Annotated in this window: 16 protein-coding genes; 9 read left to right on the top strand and 7 right to left on the bottom strand. The window is 71.4% G+C overall.

Features of this window, described 5'->3' with window-relative positions:
- Positions 1-18: 18 nt before the first annotated feature.
- Positions 19-429, top strand: a complete 411-nt coding sequence (locus tag JI739_RS21385; protein ID WP_201686039.1) for a carboxymuconolactone decarboxylase family protein — start codon at positions 19-21, stop codon at positions 427-429.
- 27 nt (positions 430-456) lie between these two features.
- Here the strand turns inward: JI739_RS21385 and JI739_RS21380 are convergent, their stop codons facing one another.
- From JI739_RS21380 to JI739_RS21365, 4 genes are read right to left on the bottom strand one after another with little or no spacing between them, the layout of a single operon-like run.
- Positions 457-1167 (bottom strand): DUF2894 domain-containing protein, encoded by a 711-nt coding sequence (locus JI739_RS21380; RefSeq protein WP_201686038.1) that lies wholly within the window; start codon positions 1165-1167, stop codon positions 457-459.
- Entirely contained in the window at positions 1164-1805 is a 642-nt protein-coding gene (locus tag JI739_RS21375; RefSeq protein ID WP_201686037.1) for an OmpA family protein, read from the bottom strand. Before JI739_RS21375 ends, JI739_RS21380 begins: the two co-directional genes overlap by 4 nt.
- Entirely contained in the window at positions 1802-3973 is a 2172-nt protein-coding gene (locus JI739_RS21370) for a DUF802 domain-containing protein (protein WP_201686036.1), read from the bottom strand. Before JI739_RS21370 ends, JI739_RS21375 begins: the two co-directional genes overlap by 4 nt.
- Positions 3970-4665 (bottom strand): DUF3348 family protein, encoded by a 696-nt coding sequence (locus tag JI739_RS21365; RefSeq protein WP_201686035.1) that lies wholly within the window; start codon positions 4663-4665, stop codon positions 3970-3972. The genes JI739_RS21370 and JI739_RS21365 overlap by 4 nt, the downstream gene beginning before the upstream one ends.
- 464 nt (positions 4666-5129) lie before the next feature.
- On the opposite strand from JI739_RS21365, the gene JI739_RS21360 reads away from it, so the two are divergent.
- Entirely contained in the window at positions 5130-5540 is a 411-nt protein-coding gene (locus JI739_RS21360; protein ID WP_201686034.1) for a hypothetical protein, read from the top strand.
- 22 nt (positions 5541-5562) lie between these two features.
- On the opposite strand, the gene JI739_RS21355 is transcribed toward JI739_RS21360, so the two are convergent.
- On the bottom strand, positions 5563-6477 hold the full coding sequence (locus JI739_RS21355) for a TauD/TfdA dioxygenase family protein (RefSeq protein WP_201686033.1): 915 nt from the start codon (positions 6475-6477) through the stop codon (positions 5563-5565).
- A 591-nt stretch (positions 6478-7068) separates the two neighbouring features.
- Between JI739_RS21355 and JI739_RS21350 the strand changes: the two genes are divergently transcribed.
- Complete coding sequence (locus tag JI739_RS21350) at positions 7069-8508, top strand: DUF4116 domain-containing protein (RefSeq protein ID WP_201686032.1); 1440 nt, start codon at positions 7069-7071, stop codon at positions 8506-8508.
- Between the two features lie 74 nt (positions 8509-8582).
- Here the strand turns inward: JI739_RS21350 and JI739_RS21345 are convergent, their stop codons facing one another.
- Together JI739_RS21345 and JI739_RS21340 are read right to left on the bottom strand one after the other, a co-directional pair.
- Positions 8583-9551, bottom strand: coding sequence for a Bug family tripartite tricarboxylate transporter substrate binding protein (locus JI739_RS21345; protein ID WP_201686031.1), 969 nt, complete (start codon positions 9549-9551; stop codon positions 8583-8585).
- 25 nt (positions 9552-9576) lie between these two features.
- Positions 9577-10701, bottom strand: coding sequence for an FAD-dependent oxidoreductase (locus JI739_RS21340; protein ID WP_201686030.1), 1125 nt, complete (start codon positions 10699-10701; stop codon positions 9577-9579).
- Between the two features lie 145 nt (positions 10702-10846).
- Here JI739_RS21340 and JI739_RS21335 point away from each other — a divergent pair, with 145 nt between their 5' ends.
- The 6 genes from JI739_RS21335 (at position 10847) to JI739_RS21310 (ending at position 20176) form a co-directional block, all read left to right on the top strand.
- Positions 10847-12052: an alpha/beta hydrolase family protein gene (locus JI739_RS21335; protein ID WP_354003778.1), complete on the top strand. Its 1206-nt coding sequence runs from the start codon at positions 10847-10849 to the stop codon at positions 12050-12052.
- Positions 12053-12210: 158 nt separating this feature from the next.
- Positions 12211-12546 carry a subunit of meta cleavage enzyme gene (locus tag JI739_RS21330; RefSeq protein WP_201686028.1) on the top strand — a complete coding sequence of 112 codons (336 nt, stop codon included), beginning with the start codon at positions 12211-12213 and terminating at the stop codon, positions 12544-12546.
- Positions 12539-13375, top strand: a complete 837-nt coding sequence (locus JI739_RS21325) for a DODA-type extradiol aromatic ring-opening family dioxygenase (protein WP_201686027.1) — start codon at positions 12539-12541, stop codon at positions 13373-13375. The genes JI739_RS21330 and JI739_RS21325 overlap by 8 nt, the downstream gene beginning before the upstream one ends.
- Positions 13372-14163 (top strand): alpha/beta fold hydrolase, encoded by a 792-nt coding sequence (locus tag JI739_RS21320; RefSeq protein WP_201686026.1) that lies wholly within the window; start codon positions 13372-13374, stop codon positions 14161-14163. Before JI739_RS21325 ends, JI739_RS21320 begins: the two co-directional genes overlap by 4 nt.
- Before the next feature lie 51 nt (positions 14164-14214).
- Positions 14215-15183: a helix-turn-helix domain-containing protein gene (locus JI739_RS21315; RefSeq protein ID WP_201686025.1), complete on the top strand. Its 969-nt coding sequence runs from the start codon at positions 14215-14217 to the stop codon at positions 15181-15183.
- Between the two features lie 400 nt (positions 15184-15583).
- Positions 15584-20176 (top strand): MupA/Atu3671 family FMN-dependent luciferase-like monooxygenase, encoded by a 4593-nt coding sequence (locus tag JI739_RS21310; protein ID WP_201686024.1) that lies wholly within the window; start codon positions 15584-15586, stop codon positions 20174-20176.
- Positions 20177-20212: the final 36 nt, after the last annotated feature.

Below are 20212 nucleotides of genomic sequence, written 5' to 3'. Positions count from 1 at the left end.
GACCCCGAGGAGACTTGCATGAGCGACCGCAACGCTTTTCCCGCCCCTGGCGAAAGCCGCCTGTTCGACGAGGGCCTGGCCCGCCGCAAGGCGGTGCTGGGCGAGGCTTATGTGCAGCAGGCGATCGAGGGCGCCGACGATTTCAACCGTCCGCTGCAGCAACTGACCACGGAGTGGTGCTGGGGCGAAACCTGGGGCAACGAGGCCCTGCCCCTGAACATCCGCAGCATGCTGAACATCGCCATGCTCACGGCCCTCAACCGTCCGCACGAGCTCAAGCTGCACGTGCGCGGCGCCCTGAACAACGGCGTCACCGTGGAGCAGATCCAGGCGGTGCTGCTGCAGGCGGCGATCTACTGCGGCCTGCCTGCGGCGATCGACGCCACGCGCACGGCGCGCGAGGTGTTGAAGGAGGCAGGCGCCATCTGAGAAGCTCTTGAGTCGCCCGCCGAGCCTTCAGCGCTTGCGGCCGGAGCGCCCCTTGCGGGCCGCCGGCTTTCCCCCCGCTGGCGGCACGTGCCGCTGGCGCGCGTCCTCGAGCCACTGCAGCGACTCCACGTGCAGCAGGAAGTGGCGCAGGTACTCCGGTGAGAGTTCGCGCATCAGCGCCAGCGACTGCAGCACCAGCGCGTGCGAGTTGAGCGGGCCGGCATTGGCCGGTCGCCGTGACGCCGCGCGTTCGACCTGGGCCTGGGCGCGGCTGCGTGTCCAGTCCTGGCGGAAGCGCTGCACGCTGGCCAGTTCGGGGCGCTGCGAAGGGGAGCGCGGATCGGCCTCATCGGTCGCACGCACTTGTCGGATGTACTGGTTCAGTTCCTGAAGCGGTGCGCCGGCGCGCGAGCTGGCCTGGGCGTCTTGCAGCAGGCGCAGCAGGGCCCGCGTGTCACCGGCCGCGCGCAAGCGCCGCGCCTCGCGCGCCAGCAAGGTCCCGTGCGCCGACAGCCGCGCGGCGGTGTCGTCGGCCTGCTGCCGCGCCGCGCCCACCCGATGCGTGAAGTCTTGCAACGCATCCTGCAGTCGCTGGTCCAGCAGGCCCCGGACCGCCGGCGAAGGCTGCTCGTCGATTCGCCGTGCCAGGGCCTCCAGGTAGCGCCAGCGCACCGGATCGACGCGCCAGCCGCCGCTCGCCCGCAGGGGTTCCAGGCGTTCGGCGGCGGTGCGGCTCATGGCTTGGCCGGGCTGGCGCGCGGCACCGGCGCCATCTCGACCCGGCGATTGAGCGACCGGCCCTGTTCGCTGGCGTTGCTGGCCACCGGCTGCTCGGGCCCGAAGGCGGCGGCGAACACCTGCTCCCGGGGCATGCCCTCGTCGATGAGCGCGCGGGTCACGGTCAGCGCGCGCTGCGCCGACAGCTCCAGGTTGTCGGCGTAGCGGGCGTTGCCCTCGCGGATCGGCCGGTCGTCGGTGAAGCCGCTGACCATCAGCATCTCGCGCCGCTCGCCCAGGTAGGCCTGCAGCGCCGGCACCAGGCTCTTGAGCAACTGCCGCCCCTCGGAGCGAAGCTCGTCGGAGTTGACCGGGAACAGCACGCTGCCGCTGATGCCGATGCGGCCTTCGTGCAGCGTGATGCGGCCCGCGGCCAGCGGCACGGCCAAGGCCTTTTCCAGCGCCACGCGGCGCTGCTCCTCGATGCGCCGCTTGGCGATCTCCGATTCGAGGCTGGCGACCAGGTCCATCTGCACCACCAGCACGCCCACCAGCACCAGCACGAAGGCACCGAGCAGTCCCGACATGAGGTCGCCGAATACCTCCCAGACGGGCGCGACGGCTGCGCCGCCGACTTCGCCGTCGTCCAGCGCGCTCACGCCGGGTCTCCTTCGAGCAGGGCCACGGGCTGGGCCTGCAGCTTGCGCAGGTTCTCCACCAGGCCCTGTTGCGAGGCGATGCTCAGGTCGATCACCTCGCGCGCCTGGGCCACGTAGTAGGCCAGTTGCTCGTCGCTGCGCGCGGTGGAGCGGGTGAGCGAGCCCTCGATGCGCTGCAGGTTCTCCAGCAGCTTGTCGTTGGCCGACTGGAACAGGGCCACGCCGTGGTTGAAGGCTTCGCCCAGGCTGCCCAGTTCGAGGGCACCGGCGGCCAGGTGGGCCGAGGCTTCGGCCGACTGCGCACCCTGCGCCTGCAGCGTCTGGGTGAATCGTTCGCCCGCCTGCTCGAGCACCGCCGAGGCCGAGGCCAGCAGCGCCTCGGTGGCGGCACGCTGGCCACCGGAGGCCTGTTCGACCGACTGCAGCAGCGCGTCGAGCCGCTGCAGCAGCTGGTTGCGCTCCTGCAGCGCCAGGTTGTCGCGCTCGGCCACGCGGCCCATCTCTTCCCGCAGCCGCACGATCACGTCGGCCGCGGCCTGTGGGACTTCGGAGGCGGTCTGCAGCAGCCGGTTCAGCGGGGCTTCCAGTGCGGTACCCAGGTTGGCCAGGTGGCCGGCCACGGCGGCCTGCAGGGCGTCCAGCCGCGCCACGGCGGCCTGGCCGCGCTCGGCCTCGTCGTGGCGCAGCGCCGTCCACTGGCGGTCCCAGGACACGGTGAGTTCGTCCATGCGGCGGGCCTGCTCCAGCGTCCAGCGCGCCTCCGCTTCACTGCGCGCGCGCACCAGCTCGCCGGTGTCGCGCAGCAGTTGCGCGGCCTGCTCGATGCTGCGGGCGGCCTGGGCGCCGGCGTGCTCGGCGACTTCGGTGGCCGTTTGCTCCAGCGCGCAGGTCAATGCCTGCTGGCGCCCGGCCGCCTGTTCGCTGGCAAGTTGCCATTGCCGCACCAGCTCGGCCTGCAGATCCTGCATGGACTGCGCCAGGGCCTGCAGGCGCTGCTGCTCGGCGCCGGCCTGTTCGGCCTGCGCGCGGGCGCCCTGGGCCGCGATCTCGGCCAGCAGCGCCTGGCCGAGATCGTGGGCCCGCTCGGTGAAGCCGGCCAGGGACTGGCGCAGCGACGCTGCCAGCTCGTCGCTGGTGCGCGCGTGCGCCTGTAGCGCGGCGGACCACTGCGCCGACACCTCGCGTGCACTGCCGGCGAAGCGCTCGGCCAGCTGGCTCGCCTGCGCCGCCGCCGTGTCGGCCAGGCCGGCCTGCAATTGGCGCGACGAGGCTTCGATGCGCGCCATGGCGGTTTCCACCACGGGTGTGATGCTGTCGCCGGCGGCACGCGCGCCGGCCGCCAGGCTGTCGCGCAGCGAAGCGCCGACCGAGTCGGCCAGCCTGGTGTAGGCGACCGTGACGTCCTGGTGGAAGTGCGACTGGCGCTCGGCCAGGCGGTCATCGAGCAGCTGGCTGCGCTCTTCGAGCCGCGTCATCAGCGCGTCCAGACGGTCCACCACCGCGGGCAGGGACTGGGCCTGCGCCTGCAGCGCGCGGTAGGTCTCCTGCCGCTGGTGCACCAGTGAGTACGGGCGCAGGTCGGTGGCGATGCGCTGATCCAGCTCGCGAGCGAGCTGCAGGCGTTCGCGCCGGCACAGGGCCGACATCAGGCCCAGCATGGCCGACGCGGCAACGCCCGCGACCGAAGTGCCGAAGGCCAGGCCAAGGCCGCGGATGGGCTCGGCCAACGCCGAGCGCACGGCCTGCAGGTCGGTCGAGCCCTCCAGCGCGAACACCGCCCCCTTGAACGTGACCACCATGCCCAGGAAGGTGCCCAGCATGCCCAGCATGACGAGCAGCCCGGCAAGGTAAGGGGCCAGGGCTGGTCCGGGCAGCGCGACGCGCTCGCCCTCGATGCGGCCGCGCACCACGCCGCGCAGCGACGCCGGCACGGCCTGCAGCCAGTCGCCGAGGTTGGCAGGTGGCTGCGGCGGCTTGGCCAGCGCCGCGGCCAGGCCGGCGCTCGCGCGGCGGAAGCGCGTCAGCTCCCAGGCACCCGCCAGGTACACCCCGCCGATCACAACCGTCATGGCCAGTGCCAGCGCATGGGTGCCGACAAAACCCCAGCCGACCCACAGCAGGGCCGTCAATCCGATCGCAAAGGCTGCGGCCATCGAGCGTTTGGTCATCTTTGATTCGTCGTCCGTTCGTTGTTGCACGCGGCCACCAGCCCGGCCACCGGCTCCAGCCGCAGGTCGACTTCCGCCAGCAGGACCTGGCGCCAGTCGGTATCGAAGCGCATCAGCCAGCCGTCCGGCTCGCGCCAGCGGTCGGGTTCATCGGCCGCATGCGCCTGCTGCAGTTGGTCGAAGCGCCGCTCCAGCAACTGGACCGCGGCGGGCAGCAAGGCCTGCTCCTGCGCTTCGGTCACCGCTTCCAGCACCGCGTCCAGCTCCGCCAGCCGCCGCAGGGTCGCGGGGCCGGCGGCCAGCACCGCGCGGGCATGTTCCCGCAGGGGCCGCACCATCTGCTCCATGCGCCGTTGCAGGGCCAGGTGGCGCTGCCGATAGGGGGCGTAGCTGGCTTCGTCCACCAGCGCATCGGCTGGCCGGGCCTGTGCGATCGCATGGGCCAAGGCACCGCGGGTGCGCTGCAGCGACTCGGTCAGGGCCTGGGCCTGCTGGGGCCGGATACGCCCGCCGGCGTCCGCGTGGCGCCTGGCCGACTGGTGCACGCCCTGCAGGTCGATCGCCTGGAAGGTGTCCAGCCACAGGCTGAGCCGTTCGGCGAAATCCATGCCCGGGCCCGGGCCGTCCAGGGGCGTCCACTCGCCTAGGAGGCGAACCAGGCCCGAACTGCTGAAGCTGCTGCGCAAATCCATCCCTTGGCACCGTGTGATGCGATCCGTCCCGGCGGCCAGCGCCGGGCCCCGATTAGAAACGATCCGGATGAGCCGACCCGGAACGCAGCCGCCGCCATTCCTGCACGGGTGCCTCAGCGGAACCAGCGGGTGCCGGCGTTGCCAGCGCGCCGCAGTTTCCGGACGTTTTCCCGCGTCAGGTGTTCAGGATTCCGGAGCCCCGTCGAGGCTCGCCGCCGGTGCGACCCGGTGCGACCGAAGCGGCGTGGGCGGCGAGGGGGCTGCTGTCAGCGCGGCCGGCCGTTGCCGCAGTCCCCATTGAACCGAAGTCGTCTCCAGGATCCGGCGCACGGTGTTCTCGGGTGTCATGGCCGCGATGGTCGACACGTCTGGTTGCAAGCGTGTGACGCGGCCGGGGTCCTCGTTCAGTTTCAGTTCATCTGCGCGCGCGCACGATGACGTCCATTGAAACCGAGGAGCCATCCATGAACCGACTCTCGCCCACACGATCGCTGCTGCTGGCTGCCGCCGCGTTGGCCAGCCTGGCCATGGCGAGCGCCGCCCACGCCCGCTCGGATGTGCACTTTTCCATCGGCATCAACGCGCCGCTGCCGTACGTCGTGCATCCGGCGCCGGTGTACGTGCAGCCGGCGCCGGTGTACGTGCATCCGGCGCCGGTCTATGTCCAGCCTCGGCCGGTGTACGTGCAGCCGGCGCCTGTCTACGCGTATCCCCAGCCCATTTACTACGACCGCCCGCAGCATTGGGTGCCGCCTGGTCACCGCCACGGCCACGGCCACGGCCATCGTGGCCATCGAGGCGGCTGGGGCGATGCCGATCGGGATGGGGTGCCGAATCGTTACGACCGGGCACCGCACGACCGGCACTGGCGCTAGAGGCAATGACAGGGGTCAGGTGCTAGCCCCGCGACGGTCGCGCCCCAGCGACCGTCACCCGCGTCAGGTACCTGTCCCGTCCCGCGTAGTCCGGAATGGCCTTGTGCATGGTGCAGCGGTTGTCCCAGACCAGCACCTGGTCGTTGTGCCAGCGGGCGCGGCAGGTGAAGTCGAAACGTGCGCAGTGTTCCAGCAGGTAGGCCAGGATGGGCGCGCTCTCCTCCACCGTCAGGCCCTCGAAGCGCTGCGAGTAGGTCTTGTTGACGTATAGGAACTTGCGGCCGCTGAGGGCGTGGGTGCACACCAGCGGGTGCACCATCTCGCGGTCGCCTTCCTCCACGCTCAGGTCGGTGCGGGCGGCCGAGGTGTTGTAGCGGCGGTTCTGCGCCTGGTAGACCGAGCCGAAGATGCGGGTGGCGCTGTGCACCACGTTCAGCGGCTCGACCAGCGCCTTGTACGCCGGAGACAGCGCCTCGTAGGCCGCGTACATGCTCATGAAGCCGGTGTCCCCGCCGTAGGGCGGCACGTCCACCGCGCGCATCACCACGGCGGCGGGCGGTGTCTCCATGTAGGTGCTGTCTGCGTGCCAGTTTTCGCCGATGACCCGGCCGGTGTCGCTGGCCAGGCGCCGGATGATCTGCACCTCGGGATAGCCCTCCACGCCGTGCAGCTGCGGCACCCGCGTCACCTCGCCGAACATCCGGCTGAACGCCAGGTGCTGCTCGTGCGAGATCGCCTGCCCGGGGAACAGGACCACCTGGTGATCGACGAAGGCCTGCCGGACCTCCGCCCACACGGGCGGCGCCAGCGGCGCGCGCAGGTCCAGGCCGGTGATCTCGGCGCCGAGCACGCCGGTGAGCGGCGCCACGCGGATGTGGCGGTAATCGCGCGGGTGCACCAGCACCGGGTGCGCGTCGAAGGAAGAGGTGGTGGCCATCGCAGGTCTCCTTGGGGCGTCAATGTCCTGACTGTAGGCCACCCCTCCGTCGGTGACCGAACAGCCGGAAGTAGGCCTGGCTTCAGCGGGGTGCCCGAGTCCGAGCCCGGACGGAACCCGTGTGCATGAGCCGCCACCCAGGCGAGCTTGACGTGGTGGCAACACCCGCCGGCGTCCCATCAAGTCAGCCCAGGAGTCTGCCTCTGCCTGAGGTCAGCAACCGCCGGTCCAACCCGCTCCGGAAATCTTTCCATGAAGCCCACCAAGCGTTTCCCTTTCGCCCCCGGTCCCCGGACCGAAACGCCGCCTGAATCGAAGAGCGCGGGCGGGCCCAAGCATTCCCGGCGGCGCGCAGGCGCAGGGGCTTCGAGTGCGATGGATGGGCCGGCCACTTCGGTTCGCGGCCGTGCGGTCGCTTCGGTGGGCTCGTCACTAGCCCCTGCGGCGGGCACGCCCCCCAGCAGGGCGTCGCAGGGCGCGGGGGCTGGCGAAACCCCTGCGCAAGCGCAGCCCCCCGGCACCCCCGACGCGCAACCGGCGACCTGTTCGGAAGCGGTGGAGGGCATCGGGGCCCTTCCCGACAAGCTGTTGATGCTGATCGCCTGCCAGGCCGGCGAGGGCTTCTACACGGTTCGCGACACCCTGGCCGAGTTGCTGGTTGCGAGAGGGGAGACTCGCGAAGCGGCGCAGGCAGCGGTTGGCAGCAAGGCGGTCACGCGCGAACTGCTGGACCAGAACCCCTGCTGGTTCGCCGACGTCCCCAGGGACCTTTGTGAGCCGGCGCCCTACATCCTGCCGGGGGTCACCCGCAACGGCCTGCTGCTGGAGAGGGTGCGGCGTGACGAGAAGGAGCATGCGGTGTGCCTGGCAGCCGTCCGCAACAATGGCCTGGCGCTGCAATTCGTGCACCCCACCCGACGCTATCGCGACATCTGCCTGGCCGCGGTGCGCAACAACGGGCTGGCCATGGAGTGGGTGCCGCCCGATCTGTGCACGGCCGAGATGTACCTGGCAGCCGTTGCCAAGGGATGGCCGATCGCTTCCGTTCCGCAGAAGTTCATCAGCAAGGCGATGTATCTCGCCGCTGTCGCGCATGACCACGCGGTCCTGGCGAGCGTCAAGCCAGACTGGCTCGATGCCGAGATGTACCTGAGCGCCATTCGCGGCTGCGGAAAAGCGCTGTTGGACGTGCCCCAGCATGAACGAACCGACGAGATGTACCGTGCCGCCGTCGACACCTGGGGCATGGGTTTGCCGGTCGTTCCGCCCCGCTTGCGCGACAAGCCGGTGTGCCTGGCGGCAGTTCGCGACAACCCCCTGGCCATCCGGCGCGTTCCGGACGCTCTTCAAGGCGATCCCGACATCGTGCGGGCCTATCGGGAGCCGATGCTGGCTCTTCTGCGCGAGAACGGCTCGCAGTTGATCTTTCTCCCCCGGCACCTGCGTGACATGGAGATGTGCGTCACGGCCGTCCGCAGCAAGGCTTCGGCCGTGAGCTCTGTCCCCAAGGAGCTGGTGGACGACGTTTCTCGCGCAGTCGGCCCGGCGCAGCCATCGGAGCCCGCCAGCCGCACTGAACCGACCGATAAGGTCGAGTGCGTGGTCGGTCCATCCGGGCTTTCGGAGTACCCACTCAGCCCTGAGGAATACCTGGCTCGCGCGGCGGATCCAGGCGCCGACTTCCCTCGGTTTCATCTGGTGCCGCGCAGCTACTACGAGCTACCCGGCTTCCTTGCCGAGATGGTGCTGCGCAGGCCTGAACTCCTTTGGGAAATGCCGGAACACCGGCGCCAACCCGATGTGTGCCTGGTGGCGGTGCGGCGCAATGGCCTGCTGCTGCAACACGTGCCGCCCGAACGCAAGACCGACGCCATCTGCGTGGCGGCCCTGCTGGAAAACCCAGGCGCCGACGCGTTCCTGCCGCGGGAGCGGGACCTGTCGGCGTTTTACCAGGCCTTCGATCAGGCGCTCATGGCCCAGATGGAGAGCGACGACGCGTCTTCGGCGGCTTCCCTGCACGGCGCCGACTGAGCGGCTCGTCGCCGGCTGGGTTCAGCGCCACGCGCTGCTCCCTGCCCCGGGCGAACGCCCGTGAGCGGCGTGCGTTACTCCACCTTCGTCCCCGTCTCCTTCACCACCCGGTCCCACTTGCGCAGCTCCTTCTGCACCAGGGCCGAGAAGGCATCGCCGGACATCGTGCCGGCCTCGAAGCCGACGTTGGCCAGCTTCTCCTTCACGTCCGGGGCGGCCGCCACCGCGCCCAGCTCTTCGCGCAGGCGGGCGATGACCGGCTGCGGCGTGCCGGCCGGCACCCAGATGCCCACCCAGGAGTCGTCCTCGAATCCGGTGAAGCCCGCCTCGGCGATGGTGGGCACGTTGGGCACGGCGGCGCTGCGCCTGGCGCTGGTGACCGCCAGGCCGACCAGCCGGCCTGACTTGATCAGCGGCACCGCCGGGGGCAAGGCGGCGCTGCCGATCTCGACTTCGCCGCTCAACACCCCCTGCATCAGCGGCGGAATGCCCTTGTAGGGCACGTGCGTGACCTCGGTCCTGGCCAGGACCTTGAACAGGTAATCGGCCGACAGCTGCGGCGTGGTGCCGAAGCCGGGCGAGCCGTAGCGCACGGTCTGGCCGGCTTTCACGCGGTCCACCGCGTCCTTGAGCGTGCGGATGCCGCTGTTCGGCGTGGTCACCAGGATGTTGGGCGCGGTGGCCAGCAACGCCACGGGGATCAGGTCCTTCTCGGCGTCGTAGCCGGTGTTCCGGTACAGGTAGGGCGTGACCGCGTAGGCGGTCGAGCTCACCAGCACGTTGTAGCCATCGGGCGCCGACTTGGCCGCGGCCTGGATGGACAGCAGCGAACCCGCGCCGGCGCGGTTATCCACCACCACCGGCTGGCCCCAGGTCTCGCCGAGCTTCTGCGCGAAGATGCGGCCCACCACGTCCTGCGGGCTGCCGGTGGAGGCGGTGATGAAGCGCACCGGCTTGCTCGGATAGCTCTGGGCGGCGGCCAGGCCGGTGGTAAGCGCGAAGGCGGCGATGCCGGCCAGGCGGGTGAGGCGGGGGATGTGCATTCGGGGTCTCCAGTGGTTGTCTCGATCAGATGGGGCGGGCCAGCGCCCGCAGCGATTCCTCGACCAGGCGGGTCTGTTCCTCCACCGGCGCGCGGCCCTGCTCGCGGCGGCCGATTTCCAGTGAGTTCGACACCACCAGGCGGCAGCGCTCGTAGCGCCGGTGCATGAAGCCGGCGAAGGCCTGCGCCACCTCCGGCTCGCGCGCCAGTTCGTCGGCCAGCACCAGCGCGTCCTCCACCGCCATGCCGGCGCCCGAGGCGAGCTGGGGCGTGGTGGGATGGGCGGCATCGCCGATCAGCAGGCAGCGCCCGCGGTGCCAGGGCGGGGGCAGCTCGAAGGCCTCCAGCGGCCGCAGCACGATGCCCGAGTCGGGGCCGATGCGCTCCCGGATCTCGGCCAGGATGCCGCCGTATCCCTGCAGCAGGCGCCGCAGTTCGGCCGCGAGCGCCTGGTCGCCCATCACTGGCCGGCGCGGCGTGGTCTCCAGCAGGAACAGGTACATCTGTTCGCCCGAGACCGGCGTCAGGCCCACCTTCACGGCGCCGCCCAGGAAGAAGTGGCGGCGCTGCATCCAGCCCGGGCGCGGGGCCACCAGGCGCCAGACGGACTGGCCGGTGTACGCCGGCGCCGGTGCGTCGGGAAACAGCAGCCGGCGCACGCGCGAGAACAGGCCGTCGGCGCCGACCACCGCGTCGTAGGTCGCCTGCGTGCCGTCGCTGAAGGTGGCGCGCACGCCGTCGTCGTGTTCATCCAGCGCGTCCACCGTGATCCCCAGGCGCACGCGGGCGCCCGAAGCCAGGGTGCGCGAGGACAGGATGCGGTGCAGGGCCGGACGCATGATTCCGCCGGTCGACGGCAGGTCCGCGCCTTCGGCCGGGGCAGTGGGCAAGACCTGCAGTGGCCGGCCCGACGTATCGCACACCTGGATGCCGTGGCCGCCCCAGCCCTGCGCCAGCACCTCGTCCAGCACGCCCAGCGCCTGCAAGGCGCGGAAGGTGGCGCCAGTGATCGTGATGCCGGCACCGTACACGCGCCACTGCGGGTCCAGGTCGATGAGGTCGATGGCATGCCCTTGCCGGCCCAGCGCAAGGGCTGCCGACATGCCGCCGATGCCGCCGCCCACCACCAGCACCTGCTTGGAACGATTCATGCCACGCATTAGCGCCCGCCGGGGCTGGCCGCGTCAACGCGCCGGGGCAGCCAGCGCCGGCTGGATCAAATCCGGCCGCCGGCTGGATCAAATCGCACCGGGGGGCGGCCCTTAGCATCGATCGACACCCATGCAGGAGAGCGACGTGAGCGAATCGATCAACGTGAGCGGTCGGCCCAAGACCCTCCAGGAGGCCAAGGCCTGGATGCTGGCGCGGCTGGCCAGCCGCACCCATCCCATGAACGCCCTGCCGCTGGACGAAGGGTCCGCCTGGATAGCAGCCCTGCCCGGCCTCGACGGCGAATCCTGGGGCGGCTGGTGGGGCGGCCTGGGCGATGGCGTGATGCGGCAGGCCAGCGAGGCCGCCCGCGCTGGCGATCCGGAGCGCGCCGGCGCGCTGTACCTCAAGGCCAGCGGCCTGTACTTCATGGGGCGCTTTCCCTGCCCCAACCACCCGGCCAAGGAGCGCTGCGCCGTCGCCGAGCGCGAGGCGTACCTGGCGGCGTCGCAGGCCTGGCCCAGCCCCATCGAGCGGGTGGCCATTCCCTTCGCCGGGCGAGAAGGCGAGGGCGGCCAGGTGGTGATGCTGGTGCGCCGGCCCGAGGGCGTGGCGCGGCCGCCGGTGGTGCTGATGTGGGGCGGCGTCGACGCGTGCAAGGAGCAGATGACCGCGGCCTGCGATGCGCTGCTGGCGCAGGGCGTAGCCACGGTGGCCATGGACAACGCCGGCACTGGCGAATCGCCGGTGCGCGGCGTGCCGGATGCCGAGCGATCCTTCCTGGCCGCCATGGACTGGATCGCCGCGCAGCCCGACTGGCAGGGCGATCGCATCGGCCTGCTGGGCCGCTCCTTCGGCGGCTACTGGGCCACCAAGCTCGCGCACCTGGTGCCGCAGCGCATCGCCGGTGCCGTCAACTGGGGTGGCGGCGCCCACCACATGTTCCAGCCCGAATGGGTGGAGGCCTCGCGCTATCCGGACAGCTACCTCATGGACCTGGTGGAAACGCGCCAGCGCATGCTGGGCGCCCAGAACGATGCCGAGTACGTGGCTTTCTTCAAGCGCCTGTCGCTGCTGGACCAGGGCCTGCTCGACCAGCCCTGCGCGCCGCTGCTGCTGGTCAACGGCAAGGATGACCGCCAGTGCCCGGTGGCCGACATCCACCTGCTGATCGAGAGCGGCTGGCCCAAGAGCGTGCGCCTGTTCCCCGGCGGGCACATGGGCCTGACGCCGCGCACCCTGCCCACCATCGTCGAATGGCTGGTGAGCTCGATGACCCCCCCGAAGCCGCCTGGCGGCCGCTCCCCCCCAGGGGGCGCAACCAGCGGCCCGGCAAAGCCGGTTCCGCGGTAGCCGCTGGAGGGGCCGCTTCGACAGGCTCAGGACAGGCCCTTCGACGGGCTCAGGACAGGCCCTTCGACGGGCTCAGGACAGGCCCTTCGACACGCTCAGGACAGGCCGGCCGCTGCGCGGCGGCTTCTTTGCAATCACGCTATGGAGAGCTCACTGACATGACCATGCGTAACTGGCGGCAGGACATGCCCACCACCGAGGCCTACTGGATGAACCGCATCCTGTTCGACGTGCACCACCAGGCCAGCCACCTGGCGCGCTACAAGGCCGGTCCCGACGCCTACATGGCCGAGGTGCCGCTGCCGCCGGACCTGAAGGCGGCCATCCGCGACAACGACATCGCCGCCATGTACCTGGCCGGCGTCAACCCCTACCTGCTGCGCGCCCACTGCCTGGGCCTGCACATCCCCGAGCCGGTGTTCCTCGAGGGGATGCGCGAGGCCGGCCGCCGGCAGGAACAGGAGCAACAACCCAAGGAGCCGCACCGTGGCTGAACTCGTCGGCATCTTCGCGGCCAGCCACACGCCGGTCATGCTCAACTTTCCGGACGCCATTCCCGATGCGGACCGCGAAACCATCTTCGCGTCCTTCCAGTCGCTGGGCGACGCGCTGCGGCGCACCGAGCCCGACACGGTCGTCGTGATCTCGGACGACCACGTCCACAACTTCTTCCTGGACAACTTCCCGGCCTTCTGCATCGGCGCGGCCGCCAGCTATGCCACGCCGGTCGAGCACTGGCTCAAGGCCGATCGCCAGGTGCTGGCCGGCGACGGCGAACTGGGCGCGCACCTGCTGGGTGAGGCGCTGCGCGGCGGCTTCGATCCCTCGTTCTCGATGGAGCTGACCCTGGACCATGGCGTGCTCACGCCGCTGCACCTGGCCGGGCTGGCCGGGGCCACGCGGCTGGTGCCGCTGTTGATCAACTGCGTGCAGCCGCCGCTTCCCACCATGGCCCGCTGCCTGCAGTGGGGCCGCCTGCTGCGCGAGGCCATCGCGAGCTTCGCCGGGCCGGCCGGCCGGGTCGCCATCCTGGCTACCGGTGGCATCAGCCACGACATCGCCACCCCGCGCATGGGCGCCGTGAACGAAGGCTTTGACCGCGAGTTCCTGCGCCTGCTGCAAGCGGGCGACGAGGCGGCGCTGGTGCGCTACGCCACCGATCACGTCAACGAGGCCGGCAACGGCGCCGAGGAGATCCGCACCTGGCTGGTGGCGCATGGAGCGGCCGGCGGTGGGCGCTTCGAGCCGCTGTTCTACAAGGCCGTCGCCAACTGGTACACGGGCATTGGCCTGGGGCGCTGGCACGTGGGGAATCGCGAATGAGCCTGGCTTGTCGCATCCAGGGCCCGGTCGATGCGCCGGCCGTGGTCCTGCTGCACGCCATCGCCACCCACGGCGCGATCTGGCAGGCGCAAGCGGCGGTGTGGTCCCGCCGCTTGCGGGTGGCGTGCATCGACCTGCCCGGGCACGGCGACAGCGCCGACCCGGACGGCCCGCTGACCCTGGCCGACTACGCCCGGCAGGTGGCCGACACGATGGACGCGCATGGCATCGCCGACGCGGCCCTGGTGGGCCTGTCGCTGGGCGGCATGGTGGCCCAGGCCTTCGCGCTGGACCACCCGGCCAGCACCCGTGCCCTGGTGCTGGCCCACACCAGTGCCCGCACCGACGCGGCGGTGCGCGAGCTGTGGTCGGCGCGCCTGGCGCAGGCCGAAGCCGACGGGTTGGCGGCGCAGGTCGCGCCCACGCTGGCGCGCTGGTTCACCCGCGGCTTCGCGGCCGCCTCGCCGCTGACGCTGCAGGGGGTGGCGGCGCAGATCCGCAGGACTTCGCTGCCCGGCTATGCCGCGGCCGTGGGGGCCATCCAGGCGCTCGATCACCTGGAGCGCCTGCCGAGCTTGCGCGTGCCCACGCTGGTGGTGGCCGGAGCCCGGGATTCGGCCGTGCCGCCTGCCGTCGCCCGGCAACTGGCCGAGGCCATCCCCGATGCGCGCCTGCTGGTGCTGCCCGACGCGGCCCACCTGGGCCCGGTGGAGCAACCCGTCGTCTTCACCGAAAGCGTGGGCGCCTTCCTGCTGGAGGTGATGGCCTCCGGGATATCCCGGGCCTGAGTCGGCCGTCTTTCACCCGATGCTCTCGGGGTCCCGCAGGGACGCCACCCGATGAGCCGCCTGCACCAATTCACCACCGCCGGGCATGCGCCGGCCCGCAACCCTGACCTGTTCCGCGAGCAGATGGCGCGCTTGTTCTCGGTCGGGTTGGCCATCAGCTCGCCCGACCAGCCGTTCCACACCCAGGTGATGGGCTACAGCGGGCGCCACCTGCGCTTCGCGGCCCTGCGCTTCACCCCGCACACCACCTCGTCCACCCATGTCGGCCAGCGTGATTCGCGGCTGCTGCTGTCCATGCACAAGGAGGGCGTGGCCGTGGTGCAGCAGGACGGCCGCGAAAGCCGCATCGAGCCCGGCGACATGTTCCTGATCGACCCCGCGCGGCCCTTCTCGATCGAGGCGGGCGAGGTCGTGGCGCACTCGGTCTACCTCGAGCCCGGCGTGCTGCGCAGCGTGGTGCCCGAGCTGGACACGCTCACCGCCCGCGCCATCCGCAGCACCGAGGGCGCGGGCGCGGTGTTCCGCGGCCTGCTCGATGCCCTCTTCGCACAGGCCGACCGCCTGCAGGAGCCGGCGGCCGACCGCATGGCCGATGCGCTGTCGCACGCGCTGTCGGCCGCGCTGTGCAGCCTGGACGGCGACCAGCCGCCGACCACCCGCCTGCGCGCCATGCACCGGCAGCGCATCCTGCGCTACCTGCGCGAGAACCTGCGCAACCACGACCTCGACGCGGCCCAGGTGGCCGCCGCGGTCCAGCTCTCCACGCGTTACGTGTACGAGCTGTTCGAGCAAGACGGCCAGCCGCTGATGAAGTGGATCTGGTCCAGCCGCCTCGAGCGCTGCCGCAACGACCTGGCTTCGCCGGCGCTGGCCTCGCGCGCCATCGGCGAGATCGCGTACTTCTGGGGCTTCAACGACGTGGCCCATTTCAGCCGGGCCTTCCGGCAGCGGTTCGGGACATCGCCGCGCGCGTTCCGGGCGGGGCACGAGCGGCTGGCTGCGGGCGGCACGTCGAGCTGAGCGGCGCCGGCGGGGACCGCCCCACGGCTGCGCACCACGGTCGAGCTGCCTCCGCGCACGTGTAGGTAAGCGCCGAATGTTTTTGTAATCGGCGCCGTTACGTCGGGATCTGAGCCATTCGCCCACCCACGGCCCGGCTTGGCCGTAGCAAGATGGAAGTTCAGCAGGCAATGAAATGCCTGCCTTCCTTCCGATCAGTGCAGATGCGAAACAACCGGTGTGGAAACTTTCCGCGAGAGTGCCCGGGGGCCTATGTCCATAGCCCGTTCGGGCTCGCCCGCACCGTCCTGATCGTGCTTCCAATAGGAACCGGATGCGAGCGTCTTCACGCCGCGGTCGAACCGCGGGCTGCGGGGAGCGCAGCGTGACGACCATGTATCAATTTCTTGCGAGACGTTGAATGTTCAAACCCTCCTGTGCAGTATTCGTGGGCGACGGCACCCTCCTGATCCGGTGTGCGCAGGCGTATCGCAGCGAAGGCCACCAGATCGCGGCCGTGGCGAGCGCCGATCCGGCGATCCTCGAATGGGCCCGGCAACAAGGCATCACGGCCGAGGCCATCACCGGCGGTGCGCCGCGCCTCGAAGGCATCGCCTTCGACCACCTGTTCAGCGTCGCGTGGCTGCACGTGCTGCCTGAAGACCTGGTCAGGCGCGCCGGCAAGCTCGCGCTCAATTTCCACGACGGCCCGCTGCCGCGTTACGCGGGCCTGAACGCCACCGCGTGGGCCTTGATGGCCGGCGAGCGCCAGCACGGCGTGACCTGGCACGAGATGACGGCGAAGGTCGATGAAGGCCGCATCGCCTGCCAGACGCTGTTCGAGCTGTCGCCCGACGAGACCGCGTTCAGCCTCAACGCCCGCTGCTACGAAGCGGGCTTCCAGGCGTTCTGCAGCCTGCTGCCGGGCATCGCCAGCGGTGACCTCGCGCTGCAGCCGCAGCAGGGCGAACGCAGCTACTTCGGCCGCCACCATCGGCCGCCGGAATTGGCCACGCTCGACTTCAGCCGGCCATCCGCCGAACTGCACGCGCTGGGCCGCGGCCTGGCCTTCGGCAACTACGCCAACCCGCTGGCACTGTGCAAGGTCTGGCTGGGAGGGGACGAGCTGCTGCTGGTTCGCGGCACACGCCTGCCCGGCACGCGCACGGCGGCCACGCCGGGCACGGTGCTGGACGTGCAGGGCGATCGCCTGCGCGTGGCCACCGCCGACGGTGACCTGGTGCTCGAAGGCTGCTGCCGGCCCGATGGCAGCGCGCCCGGGGCCGAGCTGCGGCCTGGGCTGGTGCTGCCGGCGCTGGACGCGTCGCGCCGCCAGCAACTGAACGAGCGCGCGCCGCGGCTGGCGCGCGGTGAGGTGTTCTGGCGCGAGGCGCTCGCCCAGGTGCGCCCGCTGCAACTGCCGTACCCCTTGCACACGCCCTCGACCGAAGACCGCGCCGACGCGCCGCGCGTGCTGCGGCTGGAGGCGGTGGACCGCGGACCCGCCACGCTGGCCGCCTTCGCCGCCTGGCTGGCCGCCTTGAGTGGCCAGGACCAGGTCTCGCTGGCCTATGCCGACGCCGCGCTGGCAGACGCATCCCTGGGTATCGAGGCGTGGGCCAGTGCCCGCGTGCCGGTCACGCTGGCGGCGCAACCGGCGGCGACCGTGGCCCAGGCCTGCGCGAGCGCCGAATCGGTGCTGGCACAGGCCCGGCAAGCGGGGCCGCTGACCCGGGACCTGCGGCTGCGCGCGGGTGCGCAGCCTCAGGCGCAACTGCCATCCGTCGGCCTGTCGCTGGGCGGCGCCGGCACCGGCAGCCCCCTGCTGCTCGAACTGCGCGCCGGCCAGCCCGGGCAGCCGCTCGAGCTGCACGTGGATGCCCGCGCCTTCTCCAACCCGGTGGCCCAGCTGATGGCGCGCCATCTCGATGCCTGGCTGCAGGCCTTCGCCCGGGCCGATGGCAGTGTGCGCGTGGGCGACCTCGGCCTGCTGCCGCCGCACGAGGCTGCGCAGGTCGACGCCAGCAATGACGGCACCGCCGTCGCGGTGGACCTGAGCCAGCCGGTGCATGGACAAATCGTGCAGGCCGCGGCCGCCAAGCCCGACGCCGAGGCCCTGCGCTGGGACGACCAGGCCCTCACGCGGGGCGAGCTGCACGCGCGCAGCGACGCGCTGGCCCGGGTGCTGGGCGAGCGCGGCGTGCGGCCGGGCGACGCGGTGGGCGTGTGCCTGGAGCGCAGCCTCGACCTGGTGGTGTCCGTGCTGGCCATCCTCAAGGCCGGCGCCGCCTACCTGCCGCTGGACCCCGAGTACCCGCGCGAGCGCCTGCGCTACATGGTGGCCGACTCCGCGACCCGCCTGGTGGTGTGCCGGGCGGAACAGGCGGCGATGCTGGACCTGCCGCCCGCGCAGGCGGTGTCGCCCGACGCCGCGCCGGCATCGCCCGGCACGCCGTTGCCGGCGGTGCGCGCCGACAGCACCGCCTACCTGATCTACACCTCCGGCTCCACCGGCCAGCCCAAGGGCGTGATGGTCACGCATGCGAACGTGCTGAATTTCTTCGCCGGCATGGATCGCCGCGTACCGCGCGACGAGGGCTCGCGCTGGCTGGCGGTCACCAGCCTGTCCTTCGACATCTCGGTGCTGGAGCTGCTGTGGACGCTCTCGCGCGGCGTGCCGGTGGTGCTGTATTCCAGCGCCTCCGCGCAGGCGCAGGCCAGCGGCCCAGACTTCAGCCTGTTCTATTTCTCCAGCGACGAATCGGCCGCCGACACCGCCGACCGCTACCGCCTGCTGATGGAGGGCGCGCGCTTCGCCGACGAGAACGGCTTCGCCGCCGTGTGGACACCCGAGCGCCATTTCCACGCCTTCGGCGGCCTGTATCCCAACCCGATGGTGGCCAGCGCCGCCATCGCCGCCATCACGCGGCGCGTGCAGATCCGCGCCGGCAGCTGCGTGCTGCCGCTGCACCACCCGGCCCGCGTGGCCGAGGACTGGTCGCTGGTGGACAACCTCTCGCGCGGCCGCGTGGGCGTGTCCTTCGCCGCGGGCTGGCAGCCCAATGATTTCGTGCTGGCACCGCAGAACTTCGCCAACCGCAAGCAGCTGATGCTCGATGGCATCGACACGGTGCGGCGCCTGTGGTCCGGTGAGACGGTGGAATTCCCCGGCCACGACGGCAAGCCGGTGGCCGTGCGCACGCTGCCGCGCCCGGTGCAGCGGCAGTTGCCGATGTGGCTCACCGCCGCCTCCAACCCCGAGACCTTCCAGCAGGCCGGCGAGAAGGGCTGCAACGTGCTGACCCACCTGCTGGGGCAGACGGTTGAAGACGTGGCGCAGAAGGTGGCGGTGTACCGCGAGGCCTGGCGCAAGGCCGGCCATTCGGGCCAAGGGCAGGTGACGCTCATGCTGCACACCTTCGTCGGCCCCGACGAGGAGCAGGTGCGCGAGATCGCGCGCGGCCCGATGAAGACCTACCTGCGCAGCTCGGTCGACCTGATCCGCCAGGCCGCCTGGAGCTTCCCGACCTTCGTGCAGCGCGGCGCCGCCGCCGGCCGCACGCCGCTGGAAGTGATGCAGGAGCAGCCGCTGACCGATGCCGAGATGGACGCGCTGCTGGACCACGCGTTCTCGCGCTACTGGAACACCAGCGCCCTGATCGGCACGCCCGAGCGCTGCCTGGCCATGGTGCAGAAGCTGCAGGACGCGGGCGTGAACGAGATCGCCTGCCTGATCGACTTCGGCATCGCCACCGACACCGTGCTGTCGCAGCTGCATGACCTGCGGCGGCTGATGCAGCTGGCGCAGCAGCCGCGCCGCGCCCCCATGAGCGTGGCCACCCAGCTGGCGCGCCACGGCATCACCCACCTGCAGTGCACGCCGTCCATGGCGACCATGCTGGTGGCCGACGCCGAGGGCAGGGCCGGTCTGTCCAAGCTCTCGGCCCTGCTGGTCGGCGGCGAGGCGCTGCCGCTGCCCCTGGCCACGCAGCTGCGCGAGCTGGTGCCCGGCAAGCTGCTGAACATGTACGGCCCGACCGAGACCACGGTGTGGTCCAGCTGCGCCGACCTGGCGCAGATCGGCGAGCTGGTGCCGCTGGGCGAGCCCATCGCCAACACCCGGCTGCACGTGCGCAACGCCTGGGGCCAGGAGTGCCCGGCGCTGGTGCCCGGCGAGCTGCTGATCGGCGGCGACGGCGTCACCCGCGGCTACCTGAACCGGCCCGAGCTGAATGCCGAGCGCTTCATCGCCGACGAGCGCCATCCGGGCCAACGGCTCTATCGCACCGGTGACCTGGTGCGCCGACATCCCGATGGCCGGCTGGAGTTCCTGGGCCGGCTGGACCACCAGGTCAAGATCCGCGGCCACCGGATCGAGCTGGGCGAGATCGAGAACACGCTGGCCAGCCAGCCGGGCGTGCGCGAAGCCGTGGTGATCGCGCGCCAGGACACCGCGGGGGAAGCCTTCCTGGTGGGCTACGTCACCGCCGCCGCCGGCCAGCCCGCTCCCGATGCCGACACCCTGCGCCGCGCGCTGGCCGAGCGCCTGCCCGACATCATGGTGCCCCGGCTGATCTCGGTGCGCGCGAGCTTTCCGCTCACGCCCAACGGCAAGATCGACCGCAAGGCCCTGGCCCAGGCGGCCGCGCCGGCCACGGGCGCGCCGGCCGCACCGGCGGCGCCGACGCCCGCCGCGAGCGCCGCTCCCCACGATCCGCTGGAGCAGACCGTCGCCGGCATCTGGTGCCAGGTGCTGGGCCTGCCCGAGGTCGGCCGCGAGAGCAACTTCTTCGACCTGGGCGGGCACTCGCTCCTGGTGATCCAGGTGCAGCGGCGCCTGAAGGAGGCGGTGGGGCAGGAGGTGTCCATCACCGACATGTTCCGCCTGACCACGGTGGCGGCCATCGCCGGGCACCTGCGCGGCGGCGGCGACACCCGCGACACAGCGGTCAATGAGGGACTGAGCCGCGCCCAGGCGCGCCGGGCCCTGCGTTCGCAGGCACGGACGGCCTGAAGACCAGAGAGACCAGAGAGAACAGAGGGAGGACTG

The organism is Ramlibacter aurantiacus (assembly GCF_016722895.1).
Classification (GTDB): Bacteria; Pseudomonadota; Gammaproteobacteria; order Burkholderiales; family Burkholderiaceae_C; genus Ramlibacter; species Ramlibacter aurantiacus.
This window is presented reverse-complemented; position numbering and strand designations above follow the sequence as displayed.

Bases quoted from the DNA above. Each gene is read 5' to 3' on its own strand.
- JI739_RS21380 (WP_201686038.1), bottom strand. From the start codon at position 1,167: ATGAGCCGCACCGCCGCCGAACGCCTGGAACCCCTGCGGGCGAGCGGC.
- JI739_RS21350 (WP_201686032.1), top strand. From the start codon at position 7,069: ATGCTGATCGCCTGCCAGGCCGGCGAGGGCTTCTACACGGTTCGCGAC.
- JI739_RS21385 (WP_201686039.1), top strand. From the start codon at position 19: ATGAGCGACCGCAACGCTTTTCCCGCCCCTGGCGAAAGCCGCCTGTTC.
- JI739_RS21320 (WP_201686026.1), top strand. From the start codon at position 13,372: ATGAGCCTGGCTTGTCGCATCCAGGGCCCGGTCGATGCGCCGGCCGTG.
- JI739_RS21355 (WP_201686033.1), bottom strand. From the start codon at position 6,477: ATGGCCACCACCTCTTCCTTCGACGCGCACCCGGTGCTGGTGCACCCG.
- JI739_RS21365 (WP_201686035.1), bottom strand. From the start codon at position 4,665: ATGGATTTGCGCAGCAGCTTCAGCAGTTCGGGCCTGGTTCGCCTCCTA.
- JI739_RS21340 (WP_201686030.1), bottom strand. From the start codon at position 10,701: ATGAATCGTTCCAAGCAGGTGCTGGTGGTGGGCGGCGGCATCGGCGGC.
- JI739_RS21345 (WP_201686031.1), bottom strand. From the start codon at position 9,551: ATGCACATCCCCCGCCTCACCCGCCTGGCCGGCATCGCCGCCTTCGCG.
- JI739_RS21360 (WP_201686034.1), top strand. From the start codon at position 5,130: ATGAACCGACTCTCGCCCACACGATCGCTGCTGCTGGCTGCCGCCGCG.
- JI739_RS21315 (WP_201686025.1), top strand. From the start codon at position 14,215: ATGAGCCGCCTGCACCAATTCACCACCGCCGGGCATGCGCCGGCCCGC.
- JI739_RS21370 (WP_201686036.1), bottom strand. From the start codon at position 3,973: ATGACCAAACGCTCGATGGCCGCAGCCTTTGCGATCGGATTGACGGCC.
- JI739_RS21310 (WP_201686024.1), top strand. From the start codon at position 15,584: ATGTTCAAACCCTCCTGTGCAGTATTCGTGGGCGACGGCACCCTCCTG.
- JI739_RS21330 (WP_201686028.1), top strand. From the start codon at position 12,211: ATGACCATGCGTAACTGGCGGCAGGACATGCCCACCACCGAGGCCTAC.